Genomic DNA, 18,199 nt, shown 5'->3' with positions numbered 1-18,199 from the left:
TCTATTTTTTGGTGCACACAACCTGTTGTGTAAATTTCAGATTCACTGTTTTGTAATTTTCTATCACGCTGTCTTTTGCCGCATCCTGCAAAAAAGCCATATAGTTCTTAAACTTCCGTTCAATATTCAGCGGCCTGCCAAACTGTATGTCGTAGCCGTAACCACGGCTCTTCATAACAAGGCTGCCAGCCGGCTTTACTGCTATGCCGATTATATTTTTACTTAAAAACCTGTTGTTGTATATGTACAGCAACAGTTCCTGAAGCTTTTCTTTTTTTATTTCAGAAAGGCTGCCTGTTAAAAGCGGCACCCTTGCCGTATAGCTTTCAGACAGCGGCATGCGGTTTCCGTTGCGGTCTATGTAGTATGATTCTGCGCCCTCATACACCCTTGCAACCGGCGTTTTTTGTGTGATAACCGCCTTAATTTTACCATCAACCGTTGCATAAACCTCTGCCTTCTCAATCATTGGATTTGACTCGACAGATTTTTCCAGTTTATTCAAATCTAATTTATCTTTCCTTATATCGGTGATGGTATCATAACTTTGTATCAACAACTTATTAACTTTATCAAGCGTAATAAAGCTCTCTTCCTGAACAAATTCTACCTCGGCACTTTTAATCCACCGCGCCTCGTTCCTGCTACCCGAAAAAGAGTACAGGAATACCACAACGAGCACCATAACCACCAGCCGTATGTTGTTCCAGTTAAGCTTTTTCATCCAACACTCTTTTAATTTCGGGCACCATTTCACCTATATCCCCTGCGCCTATTGTTACCACCACTTTTGCATCTGTCATCTTCAGCAGCGGTATCAGGTCGGCCTTGCTTACAAGGCGTTTTTCTGGGTTCTCAATCATATCCAGAAGCCACTGAGAAGTAACCCCCTCAATCGGTTCTTCGCGCGCCGGATAAATATCCAGCAACACTATGTTCTCGAATGCCGACAGGCTTTTTGCGAAGCCTTCAGCAAAATCTTTGGTGCGGCTGAAGAGGTGCGGCTGAAAAACGGCCAGTACTTTTTCATCAGGATATAACTCTGTAACCGCCTGATGAACCGCATTTATCTCTGTAGGATGGTGTGCATAATCATCTATATACACCATGCCCGTTTTTTTTATCTGATAGGAGAACCTTCTCCTTACACCCCTGAAAGATTGTAATGCCTCTGCAATACCTTCCGCAGCCACCCCATAGGTGTAAGCCATGGCAAAAGCCAGCAGCGCATTGGTAAGGTTATGCCTGCCCGGTAATGCAAAGCGCAGGTTTTTAACCGTTTCTGATGGTGTCAGCACATCAAATACATACCAGCCGTTATCTATGCTGATGTTTTGTGCAGAGAACTGTGAATCGTCATTTATACCTATGGTTACTGCCTGTAGCGTCAGCCCCGCGGGAACAAACAGGTGTTCTTTGTTTTCTACTTTGGCGGCAAATTCCCTAAACGATTCTTCTATTGCTTCTGTATTGCCATATATATCAAGATGATCGGCATCCATGCTGGTTACACAGGCAATATCCGGGTGCAGGTGCAGGAAAGAACGGTCGAATTCATCGGCCTCTACCACCGTTACCGTCTTGCCGTTACCGATGATGTTTGAATTATAATTCTCTACAATACCACCTAAAAAAGCGGTAACATCTACGCCGTTTTGGTGCAGTACATGCCCCAGTATGCTTGATGTTGTTGTTTTACCGTGAGTGCCTGCCACTGCGAAGCAAAATGTATCTTTGGTTATAATACCTAAGACTTCCGCCCTTTTCTTTATTTCGAAGCCATTCTGTACGAAATAGTTCCATTGCAGGTGGTGTTTCGGCACTGCGGGTGTTACCACAACAAGCGTGTGTTCTTTGTTAAGGTAGGCCAGCTCTATCAGCTCTACCTTATCGTCAAAGTGGATGTGTATTCCTTCTGCCTTTAGCTCATCGGTAAGATGTGTGGGTGTACGGTCGTAACCGGCTACATTTTTGCCTATAAATTTGAAATAGCGGGCAAGAGCGCTCATGCCTATGCCGCCAATACCAATAAAATAGACGTTATGTATGTTATCCAGTTGCATATATTTTACTGTCGCGGGTTTATCGCTTTAACAGCTTTATAATTTCTTCTACAATATCGTTTGTGGCATTTGGCCTGGCCAACTTTTTTATAGTACTGCCCAGCTTATGCCGCTTCTCTTCATTTCCCAGTAAATCCTGAAACACGGGCTGAAACTGTGTATCAAGCTGCGACTCCTTCAGCATTACAGCACCCTGCTTATCTGCTATTGCCTGCGCATTTTTTGTCTGGTGGTCTTCCGCCACGTTGGGCGACGGTATAAACAAGACCGGCTTGCCCACTACACAAAGCTCTGACACTGATGATGCCCCTGAACGGGATATTACCACATCTGCCGCGGCATACACCAGATCCATCCTGTCAATAAAAGAAAGTATATTAACCCCCTCTTTGTCACCATGATGGCGGTATTCTTCATAATATAATTTGCCGCATTGCCATATCAGCTGCACATCCTGTGCAAGCAGCCAGCTTATTTCTTTATCTATTAGCTGGTTAATGCGCCTTGAGCCCAGGCTGCCGCCCAGCACCAGCACGGTTTTCTTATCAGGGTTTAACCCGAATGTCCCCGCGGCCTCTTCTTTTTTGGCTGCCACATCAAGCAAATCCTGCCTTACAGGGTTACCGGTAAGTACAATTTTGCCTGCCGGAAAAAACTGCTCCAGCCCTTCATAAGCAACACAAACTTTATAAGCATTTTTAGCAAGCCATTTGTTCGTTATGCCGGGGTAGCTGTTTTGCTCCTGCACCACTGTTGGCACCCCCATACCGGATGCTGCCTTTAACAATGGCCCGCTTGCAAAGCCACCGGTACCAATAACAACATCGGGCTTAAACTGCTTTACTATTTTGCGCGACTTTAGCAGGCTGCTCATCAGCTTTATCGGAAACATGGCGTTATCAAGCGTTAGCCTGCGCTGTATGCCTGCTATCCACAAACCGATAATTTTATATCCTGCCTGCGGCACTTTCTGCATCTCCATTTTATCGCTCGCACCCACAAATAATATTTCGCACTGCGGGTAGCGTTGCTTTAATTCATTCGCAATGGCTATGGCAGGGTAGATATGCCCCCCTGTGCCGCCGCCGCTTAAAATGAATTTCGGATTTGCCATTTTTTTATTTCTACTTTTTTCTGTTACTTTTCTCTTTTGCCTCTTGCCCAAAAATTATTTACCCATCACTGCCCGCATAGGGTTTGCAGCAGCATCTTCTATACTGTAAGAAGGTTCTGTACCCATAGCCTCTGCTTCTTCCTTCTGCTTTTCGCGAAGTATATGCTCATCTATTAATTGCTGCAAAGCAGCTTCGCGTTCTTCTTTCTCCGCCAGTTCCTGCGCTATTTCTTCCTCTTTCTTGGTAACGCTGATTATAATACCAATGGCAATACATGTCATCCAGATGGAACTACCACCGCTACTGATAAGCGGTAACGTTTGCCCTGTTACCGGAAGCAGCTCTACTGCCACACCCATATTGATTAATGCCTGGAATATTATCGGGAAGCCAAGTCCCACAATAAGTAATTTTCCAAACAATGATTTTGCTTTGTGTGCCGATACCAAAAACCTGAAGAACAGCATGAGGTATAAGAACAATACTGCAAGCCCTCCCACAATGCCATACTCTTCTACTATAATGGCAAAAATGAAATCGGATGATGACTGCGGCAAAAAGTTTTTCTGCACACTCTTGCCGGGGCCAAGCCCGTATACCATTCCTGATGCGATGGCTATCTTGGCTTTTTCTATTTGGTAATCGTCTTCGTTCGGCGCATCAGATGTAAAGCGTTCTATACGGCTTATCCAGGTATCGACCCTGTTAGGTAATGCCTCCGGAAATGCCTTCGCAAACAGCACAAACAGTGTGAGCCCTGCTATACCCATACCCATTATCATGGCAAGGTAGCGCAACGGATACCTGCCAATAAATACCAGCATGCACACCATAGAAAATATTAGTGCAGCGGTAGAAAAGTTAGCAGGCAGTATAAGTGCCAGTATTATAAATACAGGCATCCATAATTCAAAGAGCGACGATTTAAAGGTAACGGGCTTATCTTCCATCTTGGCAAGGTAGCGCGCCACATATATCATAAGCACTATCATTGCCAGTGCCGATGTCTGGAACGTTACCCCAATAAAAGGTACTTTTATCCAACGGCTTGCGTTAGCACCGTCTATAACCGTGCCCTGCATAAAGGTGTAAACCAATAACAGGCCTACTATGGGCAGGGCAATTTTAGATAGCCCCCTGTAATAATGATACGGCACCTTGTGCACAAAATAGATAAGGGCAAAGCCTATAAAAATATGAACGAGGTGCTTAACAAGGTACCCGATAGTAGAGCCCTTGCCGATAACATACACAAGGTTGGTACTTGCGCTGAAAACCGGCATGAACGATATAAGGGCCAGCAGCATCACGAATGACCATATGCCCTTATCTCCTTTCAGGTTGTTAATTAATTCTTTCATATTGATTCTATTTTCATCGTTTAGCAGGTTTTGCTATTCCCTGCCAATTGATTGGGTTGCCTGTCTTACAGGCGGTATTATAAATTTTGTACTGCGGCTTTAAACTGCTTGCCGCGGTCTTCATAGTTTTCAAACAGGTCGAAACTTGCACATGCAGGCGATAGCAATACTGTATCACCTTTCTCAGCCAGTTTTTGCGAAGCTTTTACTGCTTCTGTCATGCCTGCTGTTTCTACCACTACATCTACCACATTGGCAAAAGCATTTATAATCTTTTGGTTATCTACACCCAGGCATACTATTGCTTTTACTTTTTCACGCACCAGCGGCATAAGCTCATCGTAATCATTACCCTTATCTACACCGCCTACTATCCAAACAACAGGCGTAGTCATACTGTCAAGCGCGAAAAATGTAGCGTTTGTATTGGTTGCCTTGCTATCATTAACATACTGTACGTTTTGTATTTTAAGCACTTTTTCAAGGCGGTGCTCCACACCCTGAAAGTTTGAAAGGCTTTCCCTTATGGTTTGTTTACGTATGCGCATTAACTGGGCAACCGCAGTTGCCGCCATGGCGTTCTTCACATTGTGTTTTCCTTCTAATGACAGTTCGTTAATTGGCATGGTAAATTCTTTATTTCGTATTGTGCTTATAATATTATTGTCTTCTACGTATATCCCTTTTTTGTTACTACCGGAAAGCGAGAAAGGGATTAACTTCGCTTTTACCGTATTGTGCTCAAGCCACTTGCTTATCGCTTCATCATCGGCATCATAAACCAGGTAATCATCCTCTGTCTGGTTCATGGTAATCCTGAACTTGGCTTCTATATACAGGCTGTAGTCATACTCATACCTGTCAAGATGGTCAGGGCTAATATTGGTTATCACCGCTATGTGCGGGCGATAGTCCTTTATCCCGTCAAGCTGAAAGCTGCTCAACTCTAAAACATAGCCTTCGCATTTGTTATCGGCTACCTGCCAGGCAAAGCTTTTGCCTATGTTGCCGGCAAGCCCTACACCCAGTCCGCCCTGCTTAAGCAGGTAATGTGTGAGCATTGTGGTGGTGGTTTTACCGTTACTGCCTGTAATGCCTATGGTCTCTACATCTGTAAAATGAGAGGCAAATTCTATTTCAGATATTACCGGTATCCCTTTTTCCTTCAGCTTTTTTACTATGGGCGACTTATCGGGTATGCCCGGGCTTTTCATCACCACATCGGCGTTAAGCACCAGCTCTTCTGTATGCTTACCCTCTTCCCATTCTAATTTATTAAGTGCAAGAACTTCTTTATAGTTTTCTTTTATCTGACCAAAATCAGATACAAATACCTCATACCCCTTCTTTTTCCCGAGTATGGCAGTGCCTACACCACTTTCGCCTCCGCCAAGTATTACCAGCCGCTTTGCCATACTACCTCAGTTTTAATGATACAAGCGAGAATATGGCCAGCATTATAGCCACAATCCAGAAGCGGGTTACAATTTTGCTTTCGTGGTAACCCTTTTTCTGGTAATGGTGGTGCAAAGGCGACATCAGGAAAATCCTGCGGCCTTCTCCGTACTTTTTCTTGGTATATTTAAAGTAGCTTACCTGTAATACTACCGAAAGGTTCTCTGCAAGAAATATCCCGCACAGCACCGGTATCAGCAGTTCTTTTCGCACCGCTATGGCAAGCACGGCTATTATGCCCCCTATTGTAAGGCTGCCTGTATCGCCCATAAAAACAGATGCAGGATAGGTATTGTACCACAGGAAACCGACCAGCGCACCCGCAAAGGCGGCTATATACACCGTCATTTCGCCTGAGTTGGGTATATACATAATATTCAGGTAATTGGAGAATATTATGTTACCCGATACAAATGCAAAAATACCCAGCGTGAGCACCGCAATGGTAGATGTACCCGCCGCGAGCCCGTCTATACCATCGGTTAGGTTGGCGCCATTAGATACTGCAGTAATGATAAATATCACAATAGGGATGAATATCAGCCATGCGTAATTTTTATAATCATCGCCTGCCCAGGACAGCAGCTCTGCATAATCAAGCTCATTATTTTTAAAGAACGGAATGGTAGTGGCAGTCGATTTTTCCTCTACAGGAAGCTGCGACAGCACCGGCTGCTGCTCTGCATAAATATCAATCCTTGAGGTATCGGTACGTACCGTTACTGCCGGATGGAAATACAGCACATAGCCTACAATAAGGCCAAGCCCTACCTGCCCAACAACCTTAAATTTACCTTTGAGGCCTTCCTTATCTTTCTTGAATATTTTAATGTAATCGTCTATAAAGCCTATGGTACCCATCCATAAAGTGGTTACTATAAGCAGCATTACATATATGTTATCAAGCTTTGCCAGCAATATAACCGGTATAAGCGTAGCCATGATAATGATAAGCCCCCCCATAGTTGGCGTTCCCGCTTTTTGCGACTGCCCCTCAAGGCCAAGTTCTCTTACCGTTTCACCTATCTGTTGCCTGCGAAGGAAGTTGATGATCCTTTTACCGAAAACCGTAGAAATAAGCAACGACAATATTACCGCCAGTCCCGAACGGAACGTGATGTACTGGAAAACACCTGTTCCCGGCACATCAAGCTGTTTATCCAGATATTCAAATAAATAGTACAGCATAAGCGGTTATTTGTTTAATTGGGCTAATATCTCTTTTACAGTTTCCATGTCGTCAAAATGGGTGCGCTCACCCTTTGTCTCCTGATAGGTTTCGTGGCCTTTGCCGGCTATCAGTATTATATCATTTGGCAGGGCAAGCTGGCATGCAATTTTTATGGCCTGCCTCCTGTCTACCACTGCTACGGTTTTTTTATAATTTTGAGGTTCTACGCCCTGCTCCATATCGGCAATAATATCTTCAGGTACTTCATTACGCGGGTTATCGCTGGTAAAAATGGCCTGGTCGCTCATAGATGAGGCTATATGGGCCATAAGCGGGCGTTTGGTCTTGTCCCTGTCACCACCGCAGCCAACAACCGTAATCAGCTTTTCGTTGCGGGTGCGTATGTTTTCTATTGTTTTCAGTACATTTTCAAGCGCGTCCGGTGTGTGGGCATAATCTACAATAGCTGTTATGTTGGTATCCGATACTATAAACTGGAACCTGCCGCTCACGCTCTCCAAACTGCTCATAAGCGTTAGTACTTCCTGTTTTTCCAATCCCAGGTTAACCGCTGCCGCGTAAATGGCAAGCAGGTTATAGGCGTTAAAAGTGCCTATTAGCTTTACCCAAACCTCCTGCTCGTTTATTTTTAAAAGCAGGCCGCTTAGCTGGTTTTCCAGTATCTGCGCTTTGTAATCAGCATAGGTTTTAAGGGCATAGGTAAGCTTTTTTGCTTTGGTGTTCTGCAACATCACCAGCCCGTTCTTATCATCTACATTAACCAGTGCAAAAGCATCTTTAGGCAACTGGTCAAAGAATGTTTTTTTTACATCACGGTACTCCGCAAATGTTTTATGGTAGTCTAGATGGTCATGGCTCAGGTTGGTAAAAATACCACCTGCAAACAGCAGCCCTTCTGTCCTGCTCTGGTGTATGCCATGCGAACTTACCTCCATAAAACAGTACTCTACACCTTCCTCCGTCATTTGATGGAGATAGCGGTTAATGGTAAGCGAATCGGGCGTGGTGTGCGTGGCCTTATGCTCTGTATCGCCCACCATAATTTTTACGGTAGAAAGCAACCCTGTTTTATAGCCTGCGCTTTTAAACAACTGGTACAGCAAAGTGGCAATTGTTGTTTTGCCGTTAGTACCCGTTACACCAACCAGCTTTAGGTTATGTGATGGATTACCATAATAGTTGGTTGCCATAAAAGCAAGTGCCGCAGCAGAATTTGCCACCTGAACATAAGTAACACCTGCATGTGCATTTTCAGGAAGGTCTTCGCAAACAATGGCTTTAGCACCCTGTGCTAAGGCTTTTTCTATATACTCATGTCCATCTGAAAGCGTACCCTTTATCGCAACAAAAACATCATCCTGTCCCACCAGCCTTGAGTCAAATTCCACCTTACCCACTTTAATATCGGTAGGGCCTTTAACAGCTTCAATAGCTGTTTTGTATAATATGTCTTTTAGCTGCATCACGATAATTCGAGTACTATTTGCTGATTCTTTTTAACTGATTCGCCCGGCTTAACCGATTGCTTTTTTACTTTGCCGATGCCATGCACCTGCACTTTAAGTCCCATGTTGCCTAAGAGGGCAACGGCATCCATGCCGCTCATGCCTATAAGGTTGGGCACAACATCTTTTACATCCTGTGCTTTTTTGTAATAAGAGGCGTATAGTTTTTCCTGTGTGTTTATTTTTTCGTCCAGTTTCTTTATATGGTTGGTGCTTGGCACATCGGTAAATATTTTTTGCGCTATGCGCTTAAATACCGGACCGGAAACATCTGCACCATAATAACCTTTTCGTGTACTCGGCTTATGTATCACCACTATGCACGAATACTGCGGATTATCTGCCGGGAAATAGCCAACAAAGGACGAAGAGTAATACATATTATCCCCTTTACCGCCACCATAGTTTACCTGTGCCGTACCTGTTTTGCCTGCCATAGAAAAATTAGGCGAGTACAGCTTGGAACCGGTTCCGCGCTTAACAACATTCTCCATTACCGCCTTTACCTTATCAATAGTTTCCTGAGAGGCTATCCTGTCTTTTATTACCTGCTTGTCAAAGCGCTTTATGGTTTTGTTCCACTCCCTTATTTCCTGTACAAAAAGTGGCCTTACCATTTCGCCGTTATTGGCAACTGCATTATAAAATGCCAGTGTTTGCAACGGTGTTAAAGACAGCCCGTAGCCAAAACCCATCCAGGGCAATGACAGTTTAGACCAGTTGGCATCATCAGGATGCGGTATTTTTGGCTTGCCTTCGCCTATGATAGAAACACCAAGCGGCTTACTAAGCCCGAAATCATCTATGTGCTTTACAAAAGCACGTGGATCATCTTTATAGCTGTCATATACCGCCTGCACTAAAACGGTGTTTGACGATACTTCAAATCCCCTTGCCAGGGATATTTTGCCGTACCCGCCCTTATGCGAGTCACGCACCTTTCTCCTGAAATAGGTTATCTCTCCTCCTTTAGAGTCATATACCTCGCTGGTATCTACTTTTTTGTCTTCCAGCAGCGCCATAAGCCCTGCCAGCTTAAAGGTAGAACCCGGCTCCTGAGACTCTGCAACTGCATAGTTTACCGTCTCATAATAGGTGCTGTCTTTAGCACGCCCAAGGTTAGATATTGCCCTTACATAACCCGTTTTGGTTTCCATAACCACCACACAGCCGTGGTCGGCTTCATAATACTGTAACTGTTTCAGTAATGCGTGGTGCGCAATATCCTGTATATAAACATCTATTGTAGATACTATGTCACAGCCGTCAACCGGCTCAACTTCATTATTATCATTTATAGGCTTCCACTGGTTCTTTGCAATTTTCTGCATCATGCGCCTGCCGTCTTTTCCGTTAAGGTATTGTGCAAAAGCGCCTTCTATGCCCACTTCAAGATTTTCGCCGCTGTGGCTAAGCCTTTCATAACCAATGGTACGTTCGGCAATTTTACCAATCGGATGCTCCCTAACGGTTTTTTGTTCGGTGATAATACCACCCTTAAACGCCCCAAGCGAAAACAACGGGAAGTTCTTAATGCGAACATATTCGGTATAGGTTAGCCCTTTTGTTATAAACATATACCTGTTCTTATTGGCACGTGCCTTTCGCATCTCGTTATAATAGTAAGAAGATGGCTTACCAAGCATAACAGAAAGCGAATCAGCCAGCGGCTCTAAATACTTATCAAAGTCTTCTTTTTTAGGCGCCAGTGCGTCAAACCTTACTGTATAATGCGGAATTGAAGTCGCCAGAAGGCTGCCATCGCTACTGTAAACATTACCCCTGTTGGCAGGAATGGTAAAGTTGCGCACGGTGCGCTCTTCAGCCAGTTTGCGGTAATAGTCGCCCTCTACCCACTGTATGTTGGTGAGCTTAACCACAATGAGTATGGCCATCACAAAAATTGCGAAGGCCACAAGGTAGATCCTGTAAGATATTTTCTTATCCTCTACTCCCATATCTTTTCAAACCAGCTTTTTTCTTTTGTCTTTACTACTTTTATCTTTTTTGGCGGAACAGATGATGGGAATATCTCCCTCTCTTCCATTTTGCGCGCCACTGTCGATTCCATTTTAAGCTCCATAAGCTGCGAACGCCTGTCCACAAACTCAGAACGGAGCACCTTTACCTCTTCTTCAAGTGCCTTGATGCGGTACACCTTTTGTTCATAGTTATGGGCATTGGCTATCATCAGCATGGCTATGGCAACCAAAAAGATGATAAAGCCCCAGTTTTTCATTGAGCCTTCCTCTACCAGGTATTTTGCTTTCAGTAAACTGTAAACGCCGCCTTTCATAGCTATTTATTTTTTTCAGCGACCCGCAGTTTTGCACTGCGCGCCCTGTTATTTACTGCAATCTCTTCTTCACCCGGAACAATAAGCTTTTCTATGATTTTGAACGGCACTTCAAAATTGCCGTACATATCGCGCTCCGGCTCCCCTTCAAACATGCCGTTGCGCATAAAGCGCTTTACAAGCCTGTCTTCGAGCGAGTGGTAGGATATAACACTTAGCCTGCCACCCGGCTTAAGCAGTTCCTCCGTTTGCAGCAGAAACTCTTTAAGCACCTCTATTTCCTGGTTCACTTCTATGCGTATAGCCTGGTATATCTGTGCGAGTATTTTATTGCTGCGGTGCGGCGGCAAAAACCTGCCCAATGCCTGCTTTAGCTCCTCTGAGTTGCGAATAGGCTTTTCCTGCCTTGCCGCCACTATGGCTGCCGCAAGCCCTGCTGCATTTTTAAGCTCGCCATACTCAAAGAACATTTTTTTAAGATGCTGCTCGTCATATTCGTTTATTACCCTGCCGGCGTTCAGTTCGTTCTTTTTGCTCATGCGCATATCCAGCTCGGCATCAAAACGGGTAGAAAAACCACGCTCTGCCACATCAAACTGATGCGATGAAACACCCAGGTCACCCAATATGCCATCTACTTCTTTAATTCCATAAAAACGCAGGTACCTTTTTATAAACCTGAAGTTTTCCGGAATCAGCATAAAACGACTGTCATCCAGTGCATTTGCCTGCGCATCCTCATCCTGGTCAAAAGCAAAGAGCTTTCCGTTTGGCCCGAGCCTGCTCAGTATTTCACGCGAGTGCCCCCCGCCGCCAAAAGTTACATCCACATAAACCCCGTCCGGCTTTACCGCCAGCCCGTCAACTGTTTCCTTTAGCAATACAGGGTTATGATATTCCGTCATCATCATTTAAATTTCCCATTACGTCTTCAGCCAGGTCGGCAAAATCTACCGCTGAGTCGTCAATCGACTGCTCATACCTGTCTTTATCCCAAATCTCTACAATATTTACCGCCGAAGACAGTACAATATCTTTATCTATCCCGGCAAACACTACCAGGTCTTTTGGTATCAGCAGCCTTCCGGCAGCATCTACCTCAACTATTTTTACACCGGCGGTAAAACGCCTGATGAAATCGTTATTCTTTTTTACAAAACGGTTCAGCTTATTAATTTTCTGCATCATCTTTTCCCACTCTGCCATCGGGTACAACTCCAAACAAGGCTGAAAAACTGAGCGTTTAAGCACAAAACCATCATCTATGCCAACCGCAAGCTGCTTCTTTAAAGGCGCAGGCATCATCAGCCTACCCTTTGCATCTACCTTACATTCATATGTTCCTATAATGGTATTCAAGCAGTTACGATTTACTCCATTTTAAAGCAAATATATACATTATTTACCACTTCCTACCACTTTCTACCACATTGTTAATAAGTTTTACCACTGCTTTCCCACTTAAGCTTTTCGATAGCTTAACCCGCTGCTATTCATCTGTTAGAATATATTTTGAGTTAGCGCGCCACATGCATAAAACCCGTAAAATTTTAGCATTATTTAACGCTTCTTTTGCAGAATTTTAAAAAAGTGGGAGATTTTTATACTACGAACTATTATTACATATAAATTAATGATATACAGTTTGTTATGATTTAACTATCTCAAAAAATAATGCAGGCATATAAAAAAAGGCTGTATAAACATTAAAATCATATATTTGCGATACCTGATACAGTTGAGAATAAAACATGCAAAGCACTAATACAGAGGGTAAATACAGCTATTTTGAAGCTGGTGAGGGTACGCCTGTTATCATACTTCACGGCCTTATGGGCGGATTAAGCAATTTTGACGGTGTTGCCGAGTATTTCCCGAAACATGGATATAAAGTTATAATACCGGAACTGCCTATATACACCCAAAGCATTTTGAAAACCAATGTTAAGGCTTTTGCCAAATGGGTAAAAGACTTTATTACCTACAAGGGCTTTGACAGGGTTATTTTACTTGGTAATTCATTGGGTGGGCACATTGCGCTGTACCACACCAAGATGTATCCTGAAAAGATGCTTGGGCTTATTATTACCGGCAGCTCGGGGCTTTATGAAAGCGCAATGGGCGACAGCTATCCGCGCCGTGGCGACTATGAATATATTCAGAAGAAAGCGGGCGATGTGTTTTATGACCCTGCCGTTGCCACCAAAGAAATTGTAGATGAAGTATATGCCGTAGCCAACGACAGGCTAAAGCTGATAAAAACGCTTACCATAGCCAAAAGCGCTATAAGGCACAACATGGCTAAAGACCTGCCCAAAATGCACGTACCAACCTGCATTATATGGGGCAAGAACGATACTGTAACCCCGCCCGATGTAGCAGAGGAATTCCATAAGCTGCTGCCGAACTCCAGCCTGTACTGGATAGATAAATGCGGGCACGCCGCCATGATGGAGCACCCGGACGAGTTTAACCGCCTGATGCACGAGTGGCTGAAGAAAATGAATTTGTAGCCTTTTGCTTAGGCAGCATTTTCATAAAAAAGTACTATTATGAAAATCAATACCGCCGAATTTATTATAAGCAATTCTGATGTAAAGAAATGCCCTAAGGACAACCTGCCGGAATATGCCTTTATAGGCCGGAGTAATGTGGGCAAGTCATCACTCATCAACATGCTTACCAATAATAAGAACCTGGCAAAGACTTCTGCAAGACCCGGCAAAACCCAGCTTATAAACCACTTTAAGATAAACAGCAACTGGTACCTTGTAGATTTACCGGGGTATGGTTATGCCAAGGTATCTAAAACAACCAAAGAAAAGTTTCAGAAATTTATTACCGAGTATTTTGAGAAACGCGAACAGCTTGTTTGTGCTTTCGTACTGATTGACATCAGGCATGAGGCACAAAAAATTGACCTTGAGTTTATCAACTACCTTGGGGAGGCACAGGTGCCGTTTTGCATAGTGTTTACCAAAGCTGACAAGATCACTGAAAAAAAGGCTGAAGAAAACATTGCCGCTTACCGCGAAAAATTGCTTACAGGCGATTGGGAAGAGATGCCGAAATATTTTGTTACCTCATCATCAAAATCTGTAGGGCGCGAAGCATTGCTGGAATATATTGGTGAAATAAACAAGGAGATATTTAACCGTCAGGGCGCATAATGCTTACAATACCTTTTCCATAAAAAAGTTAGTAAACTGCTGCCCGTTAAAAGTTACTTGCTGCTCCCGTACCACATTGTATCCTTTTTTTAGAAAGAATGGCTTTGCCGTTATGGAAGCGGCAACTGTGATGACATTGTGCCCCTGAATGCGTGCATGCTTCTCAATTTCTTTCTCTATTAATGTTGCCACGCCACAGCCCTGATAATCTTTATGCACAAACAGATGGTCTAAATAGCCCGTGGCATCAATATCGCCAAAGCCGCACAGGGTATCATTATGCCATGCAACAACTGTATGGCTTTTCAGTAGTTTCTCTGCCCATTTATCTTCATAAATAACATCCGGTGCCCACGCTTTTATCTGTGCCTCATTATAATGCTGTGCATTAATTATACGCACTGTACTCCTGAAAAGCGCTACTATAGCAGGGGCATCTTCCGCTTTAAAAAGTTTTAATTTTATTTCCATAAAAAAAGCGGCCTGAGCCGCGTTTATATTAATCCTTTTTTAATTCCAGCTTTTCCGCAAAGTAATCACAGAAATCTTTCATCGTGTCGGTCATTTTCTTATCGCCTGTGGCGCGCTCAAATGTGTCGGCCATAGAAACAAGGGTTTGATGAAAAAAAGTTTTCATTTCATCTACGGGCATATCTTTTGTCCAAAGGTCTATGCGCATGCTCTCCTGGTTTTTATAATCCCAAACGCTAAGCATTACCGCTTTAGACTCTTCATTATTTACCCCACCGTCCGGCGCCGACCAGTACAGCTTTTCCGGCACGCGGTTTTCGTCAAGTTCTATAGTAAGGTTAATTTCAGATGTATGCAGGTTTTTATCAGGCATTATTTCTTAGGTTTATATTTAGAGTTCTCAAACAGTGTTTTGGCATCCATTGCCAGCATTTGCTGCAAAGGTACATCTTTATTGTTTTCCATATACGATCGCACTATCTGCCAACCCAGCCAGCGCCCTATGCGCCCCGGAGATTCATTATCAAGCGCAAGATAAAATTTAGAGAAAGGCGCAGGGTTTATAAAACGTCCCGGCAGCTTAGGGTCGGTATCATACAAAAGCTTGTTCTCTATAAAGTAACGCCACATTTCTTCTTCGTTAGCGTTGGCCCATTCAATGTTCTCGGGTGTGTAGCCTATCTTAACCGCATCTGTAGCATCGGGCAGCAGCACATCCTGCATGTACAGCTCTTTACCAAAATACACCATAAGCGAAAGCAGAGTCCTGTCCTGCGGTGGTGCAATCTTATCTTCAGAGAAAGATGTAACCACATCCGGCAGTATCTGTTCGGGCACAAACTGTTTTACCTGATATTTTGGCAATCCTTCATACAGGTAGTTATCTGCACCGAGGTAAAGGCTAAGCGGTATAAAGAGCAGGTCGCCTGCATATAATGCCTTTGTTTCCAAATCGTCTGAAACTAATGTTATTACTTTTGGCTCCTTAAATTCGGGATAATATAATTTAATATGCCTGAAGAGGTTTTCCAGCCCGTCTTCCAGCTTATTAGTGTTAGGATACTTTTTCTGAACTTCCTCATAGAGCTTAAGCTGAAAAGGGTCGCGCATCTTTTCAATCCATACGGCATCTTCATTGTCTTTGGGGAACAGGTATGGGAATTCAGCTTTAAGCTGCGGCAGGTCTTCGGCCTTGCCGCCAAAGAACTTTTGGTCAAAGCGGGCTATCTTAACTTCCTGAACCGGTATTTCGGCAACTTTCTCTTCATTTTTACCCTCTTCCTTACACGAAACCATAAGTGTAAGCAGGCCAAGCATGAGCACAAAATTTTTCATTTTTGTAATATTATTTTGTATTCTTATTAAGATTCTCTCTTTTTATATTTTGTAATTTTATAGAATAATTTCGTGCAAATATACACCAAACCTTAACTACTAATACATTCTGTTACTATGACAACCACTAACGGGTTTAATGCCAAAGCGGTAAACGATTACATTGTAAACTGGCTTAAAGACTATGCCACTAACGCAAAAGTAAATGGTTTTGTTGTAGGCATATCCGGCGGAATAGATTCTGCTGTTACCTCTGCGCTTTGTGCACAAACCGGGCTGCCCACCTTATGTGTGGAAATGCCGATTCACCAGGCGCAAAGCCACGTGCAGCGTGCGCAGGAGCATATTGCCATGCTGAAGGAAAAATACCCTAATGTATCGGGTACCGAAGCCAACCTTACGCCCGTTTTTGAAGCTTTCCGCGAAGTGGTGCCGCAAAGTGATGATGAACACCTTAGTAACCTGACACTTGCCAATACCCGGGCAAGGCTGCGTATGACTACGCTGTACTACTTTGCAGGTATTAACAGGGCACTCGTTGCCGGAACAGGCAATAAAGTAGAAGATTTTGGCGTAGGCTTTTATACAAAGTATGGCGATGGCGGGGTTGACATAAGCCCGATAGCCGACCTGATGAAAAGCGAGGTGCGGGCAATAGGCAGCTATATTGGCGTACCGCAAAGCATACTGGCAGCCAAGCCTACCGACGGGCTTTTTGGTGATGACCGGTCTGACGAAGACCAGCTTGGCGCAAGCTATGATGAACTGGAATGGGCAATGCATGAAGATGAAAAAGGCAGCACCCGGGAGCAGTTTGAAGGCAGGCAAAAAGAGGTATTTAACATTTATAAAAGGCTTAACCGTGCTAACCAGCACAAGATGAACCCAATACCGGTTTGCGAAATTCCGGCAGAATTGAAATAAAATTCTTTCATTCACAATACTTTAAGAATTAAAAAGAATTTAATTACTAAATTTACTATTAGTGTTTAACAAAAAATTGCAAAATCATGATTAAACTATGCTTGGCGGATAATCATCCTGTCGTCCACTATGGGATGAAAGTTTATTTTAAGGAAAATCCGGAATTCAGTTTTGTTGGTGTTGTAAATAACCTTGAAAGCCTGTTAGACACGCTCTCTAAAAAAGATGTAGATGCGGCAATTATAGATCTTGAGCTTGAAGGGCTTACCAGCATAAGTGCGGTTAAATCGTTGGTTAAAGATTTTCCCGATACTAAAATTGTGATATTTACCAATCTTGCCGAGCAGATATATGCGCCAAACGCATTAAAGGCCGGCATAGCTGCCTATGTGCATAAAAGCGCTAAAATGGAGGAGCTTGAAAAAGCGCTTAAAAAGGTAAACGACGGTGAGGTTGTGTTTAGCGATGCCGTTAAAAAGAACCTTGCTCTGCTAAACAAAGGCAAAAAATCCGAAAGGCTGTACCGCAAGCTCTCCTCACGCGAAATTGAGGTACTGCGCTACCTTAGCGAAGGTAAAAAGAACAAGGAAATTGCCAAGCTGCTCGACCTGAATGAAAAAACTATAAGCACCTATAAGCTAAGGCTGCTTACCAAGCTGCATGTTACCAATCTTGTAGATTTAGTTAATAAAGCAAAAACGCTGGATATAGTATAACATTACAATTGTATAATTTACCTGCTTTATAACAGTTGCATATCATTAACAGGATAGGCAAATACAATAACTTTTTATTATTTTTGGAAAATGAAGCATACAAAAACCTTTATTTTCCTTTTTTTACTTGCGTTTGCATTAACGGGTGCAGGGGCACATAAATTTTATGTAGCTATCTTTCAGCTTGATTATGTGCCAAAAAAGCAGGTAATCCAGATGACATCACGTGTTTTTATTGATGACCTTGAGCGTGCTTTCGAAAAAAAATACGAAAAAAAATTCTACATAGCCACTTCGCGCGAAGCAGCGGATATAAAGCAATACCTCGGCAATTATTTCTCTGAAAACATACAGATAAAAGTAAACGGAAAGCCGGCCGCTATAAAATATCTTGGTAAAGAAACCGAAGATGATGTGCTAGTATGCTATTTTACCATTGCAGCCAAAGAAAAGGTAAAGAGCATTGAAATGAAAAACACTACCCTTCTTGACACCTATCACGAACAACAAAACATGGTGCACACCGATGTGAACGGTAACAAAAAGAGTATTTTGTTTACTAATGAAAAAACATCCGGCAGGCTTGACTATTAATT

General features: G+C 43.3%; 19 protein-coding genes. 5 read left to right on the top strand and 14 right to left on the bottom strand.

Annotation, left to right across the window (positions count from 1 at the left end; genetic code table 11):
* Position 1: 1 nt before the first annotated feature.
* The 11 genes from KJK34_RS13420 to mraZ all read right to left on the bottom strand — a co-directional run bounded on the left by KJK34_RS13420 (position 2) and on the right by mraZ (position 12,346).
* On the bottom strand, positions 2-724 hold the full coding sequence (locus tag KJK34_RS13420; RefSeq protein WP_223054407.1) for a cell division protein FtsQ/DivIB: 723 nt from the start codon (positions 722-724) through the stop codon (positions 2-4).
* On the bottom strand, positions 711-2,063 hold the full coding sequence (gene murC / locus KJK34_RS13415; protein WP_223054406.1) for a UDP-N-acetylmuramate--L-alanine ligase: 1,353 nt from the start codon (positions 2,061-2,063) through the stop codon (positions 711-713). The genes KJK34_RS13420 and murC overlap by 14 nt, the downstream gene beginning before the upstream one ends.
* 19 nt (positions 2,064-2,082) lie before the next feature.
* Complete coding sequence (murG, locus tag KJK34_RS13410) at positions 2,083-3,177, bottom strand: undecaprenyldiphospho-muramoylpentapeptide beta-N-acetylglucosaminyltransferase (protein WP_223054405.1); 1,095 nt, start codon at positions 3,175-3,177, stop codon at positions 2,083-2,085.
* Positions 3,178-3,231: 54 nt separating this feature from the next.
* A complete protein-coding gene (locus KJK34_RS13405) occupies positions 3,232-4,539 on the bottom strand; it encodes an FtsW/RodA/SpoVE family cell cycle protein (protein ID WP_223054404.1) in 1,308 nt (435 codons plus the stop codon).
* Between the two features lie 77 nt (positions 4,540-4,616).
* Positions 4,617-5,954 (bottom strand): UDP-N-acetylmuramoyl-L-alanine--D-glutamate ligase, encoded by a 1,338-nt coding sequence (gene murD, locus KJK34_RS13400; RefSeq protein ID WP_223054403.1) that lies wholly within the window; start codon positions 5,952-5,954, stop codon positions 4,617-4,619.
* A 1-nt stretch (position 5,955) separates the two neighbouring features.
* Positions 5,956-7,182 (bottom strand): phospho-N-acetylmuramoyl-pentapeptide-transferase, encoded by a 1,227-nt coding sequence (gene mraY, locus KJK34_RS13395; RefSeq protein ID WP_223054402.1) that lies wholly within the window; start codon positions 7,180-7,182, stop codon positions 5,956-5,958.
* A gap of 6 nt (positions 7,183-7,188) precedes the next feature.
* Positions 7,189-8,649 carry a UDP-N-acetylmuramoyl-L-alanyl-D-glutamate--2,6-diaminopimelate ligase gene (locus KJK34_RS13390; protein ID WP_223054431.1) on the bottom strand — a complete coding sequence of 487 codons (1,461 nt, stop codon included), beginning with the start codon at positions 8,647-8,649 and terminating at the stop codon, positions 7,189-7,191.
* A complete protein-coding gene (locus KJK34_RS13385; RefSeq protein WP_223054401.1) occupies positions 8,649-10,649 on the bottom strand; it encodes a PASTA domain-containing penicillin-binding protein in 2,001 nt (666 codons plus the stop codon). The genes KJK34_RS13390 and KJK34_RS13385 overlap by 1 nt, the downstream gene beginning before the upstream one ends.
* Positions 10,640-10,987 carry an FtsL-like putative cell division protein gene (locus KJK34_RS13380; protein WP_223054400.1) on the bottom strand — a complete coding sequence of 116 codons (348 nt, stop codon included), beginning with the start codon at positions 10,985-10,987 and terminating at the stop codon, positions 10,640-10,642. Before KJK34_RS13380 ends, KJK34_RS13385 begins: the two co-directional genes overlap by 10 nt.
* A gap of 2 nt (positions 10,988-10,989) precedes the next feature.
* A complete protein-coding gene (gene rsmH / locus KJK34_RS13375) occupies positions 10,990-11,898 on the bottom strand; it encodes a 16S rRNA (cytosine(1402)-N(4))-methyltransferase RsmH (protein WP_223054399.1) in 909 nt (302 codons plus the stop codon).
* On the bottom strand, positions 11,876-12,346 hold the full coding sequence (mraZ, locus tag KJK34_RS13370) for a division/cell wall cluster transcriptional repressor MraZ (RefSeq protein WP_223054398.1): 471 nt from the start codon (positions 12,344-12,346) through the stop codon (positions 11,876-11,878). Before mraZ ends, rsmH begins: the two co-directional genes overlap by 23 nt.
* Positions 12,347-12,738: 392 nt before the next feature.
* On the opposite strand from mraZ, the gene KJK34_RS13365 reads away from it, so the two are divergent.
* Together KJK34_RS13365 and yihA are read left to right on the top strand one after the other, a co-directional pair.
* Positions 12,739-13,500: an alpha/beta fold hydrolase gene (locus KJK34_RS13365; protein ID WP_223054397.1), complete on the top strand. Its 762-nt coding sequence runs from the start codon at positions 12,739-12,741 to the stop codon at positions 13,498-13,500.
* A gap of 39 nt (positions 13,501-13,539) precedes the next feature.
* Positions 13,540-14,157, top strand: a complete 618-nt coding sequence (gene yihA / locus KJK34_RS13360) for a ribosome biogenesis GTP-binding protein YihA/YsxC (RefSeq protein WP_223054396.1) — start codon at positions 13,540-13,542, stop codon at positions 14,155-14,157.
* A gap of 3 nt (positions 14,158-14,160) precedes the next feature.
* Here the strand turns inward: yihA and KJK34_RS13355 are convergent, their stop codons facing one another.
* The 3 genes from KJK34_RS13355 to gldB are packed head-to-tail and all read right to left on the bottom strand — an operon-like array spanning position 14,161 to position 15,963.
* On the bottom strand, positions 14,161-14,628 hold the full coding sequence (locus KJK34_RS13355) for a GNAT family N-acetyltransferase (RefSeq protein ID WP_223054395.1): 468 nt from the start codon (positions 14,626-14,628) through the stop codon (positions 14,161-14,163).
* A 28-nt stretch (positions 14,629-14,656) separates the two neighbouring features.
* Positions 14,657-15,001, bottom strand: a complete 345-nt coding sequence (gene gldC, locus KJK34_RS13350; protein ID WP_223054394.1) for a gliding motility protein GldC — start codon at positions 14,999-15,001, stop codon at positions 14,657-14,659.
* The gene (gene gldB / locus KJK34_RS13345; protein WP_223054393.1) at positions 15,001-15,963 is read right to left on the bottom strand and encodes a gliding motility lipoprotein GldB; all 963 of its coding nucleotides are present in this window, start codon (positions 15,961-15,963) and stop codon (positions 15,001-15,003) included. The genes gldC and gldB overlap by 1 nt, the downstream gene beginning before the upstream one ends.
* A 117-nt stretch (positions 15,964-16,080) precedes the next feature.
* On the opposite strand from gldB, the gene nadE reads away from it, so the two are divergent.
* The 3 genes from nadE (at position 16,081) to KJK34_RS13330 (ending at position 18,197) form a co-directional block, all read left to right on the top strand.
* On the top strand, positions 16,081-16,887 hold the full coding sequence (gene nadE / locus KJK34_RS13340; protein WP_223054392.1) for an NAD(+) synthase: 807 nt from the start codon (positions 16,081-16,083) through the stop codon (positions 16,885-16,887).
* A gap of 86 nt (positions 16,888-16,973) precedes the next feature.
* The gene (locus KJK34_RS13335) at positions 16,974-17,603 is read left to right on the top strand and encodes a response regulator transcription factor (protein ID WP_223054391.1); all 630 of its coding nucleotides are present in this window, start codon (positions 16,974-16,976) and stop codon (positions 17,601-17,603) included.
* A gap of 90 nt (positions 17,604-17,693) precedes the next feature.
* Positions 17,694-18,197 carry a DUF6702 family protein gene (locus KJK34_RS13330; RefSeq protein WP_223054390.1) on the top strand — a complete coding sequence of 168 codons (504 nt, stop codon included), beginning with the start codon at positions 17,694-17,696 and terminating at the stop codon, positions 18,195-18,197.
* Positions 18,198-18,199 lie beyond the last annotated feature (2 nt).

The sequence above is a fragment of the Flavobacterium coralii genome, from assembly GCF_019891545.1.
Lineage (GTDB): Bacteria > Bacteroidota > Bacteroidia > Flavobacteriales > Flavobacteriaceae > Flavobacterium > Flavobacterium coralii.
The sequence above is the reverse complement of the archived record's forward strand: the minus strand, read 5'-3'. Positions and strand labels throughout refer to the sequence as shown.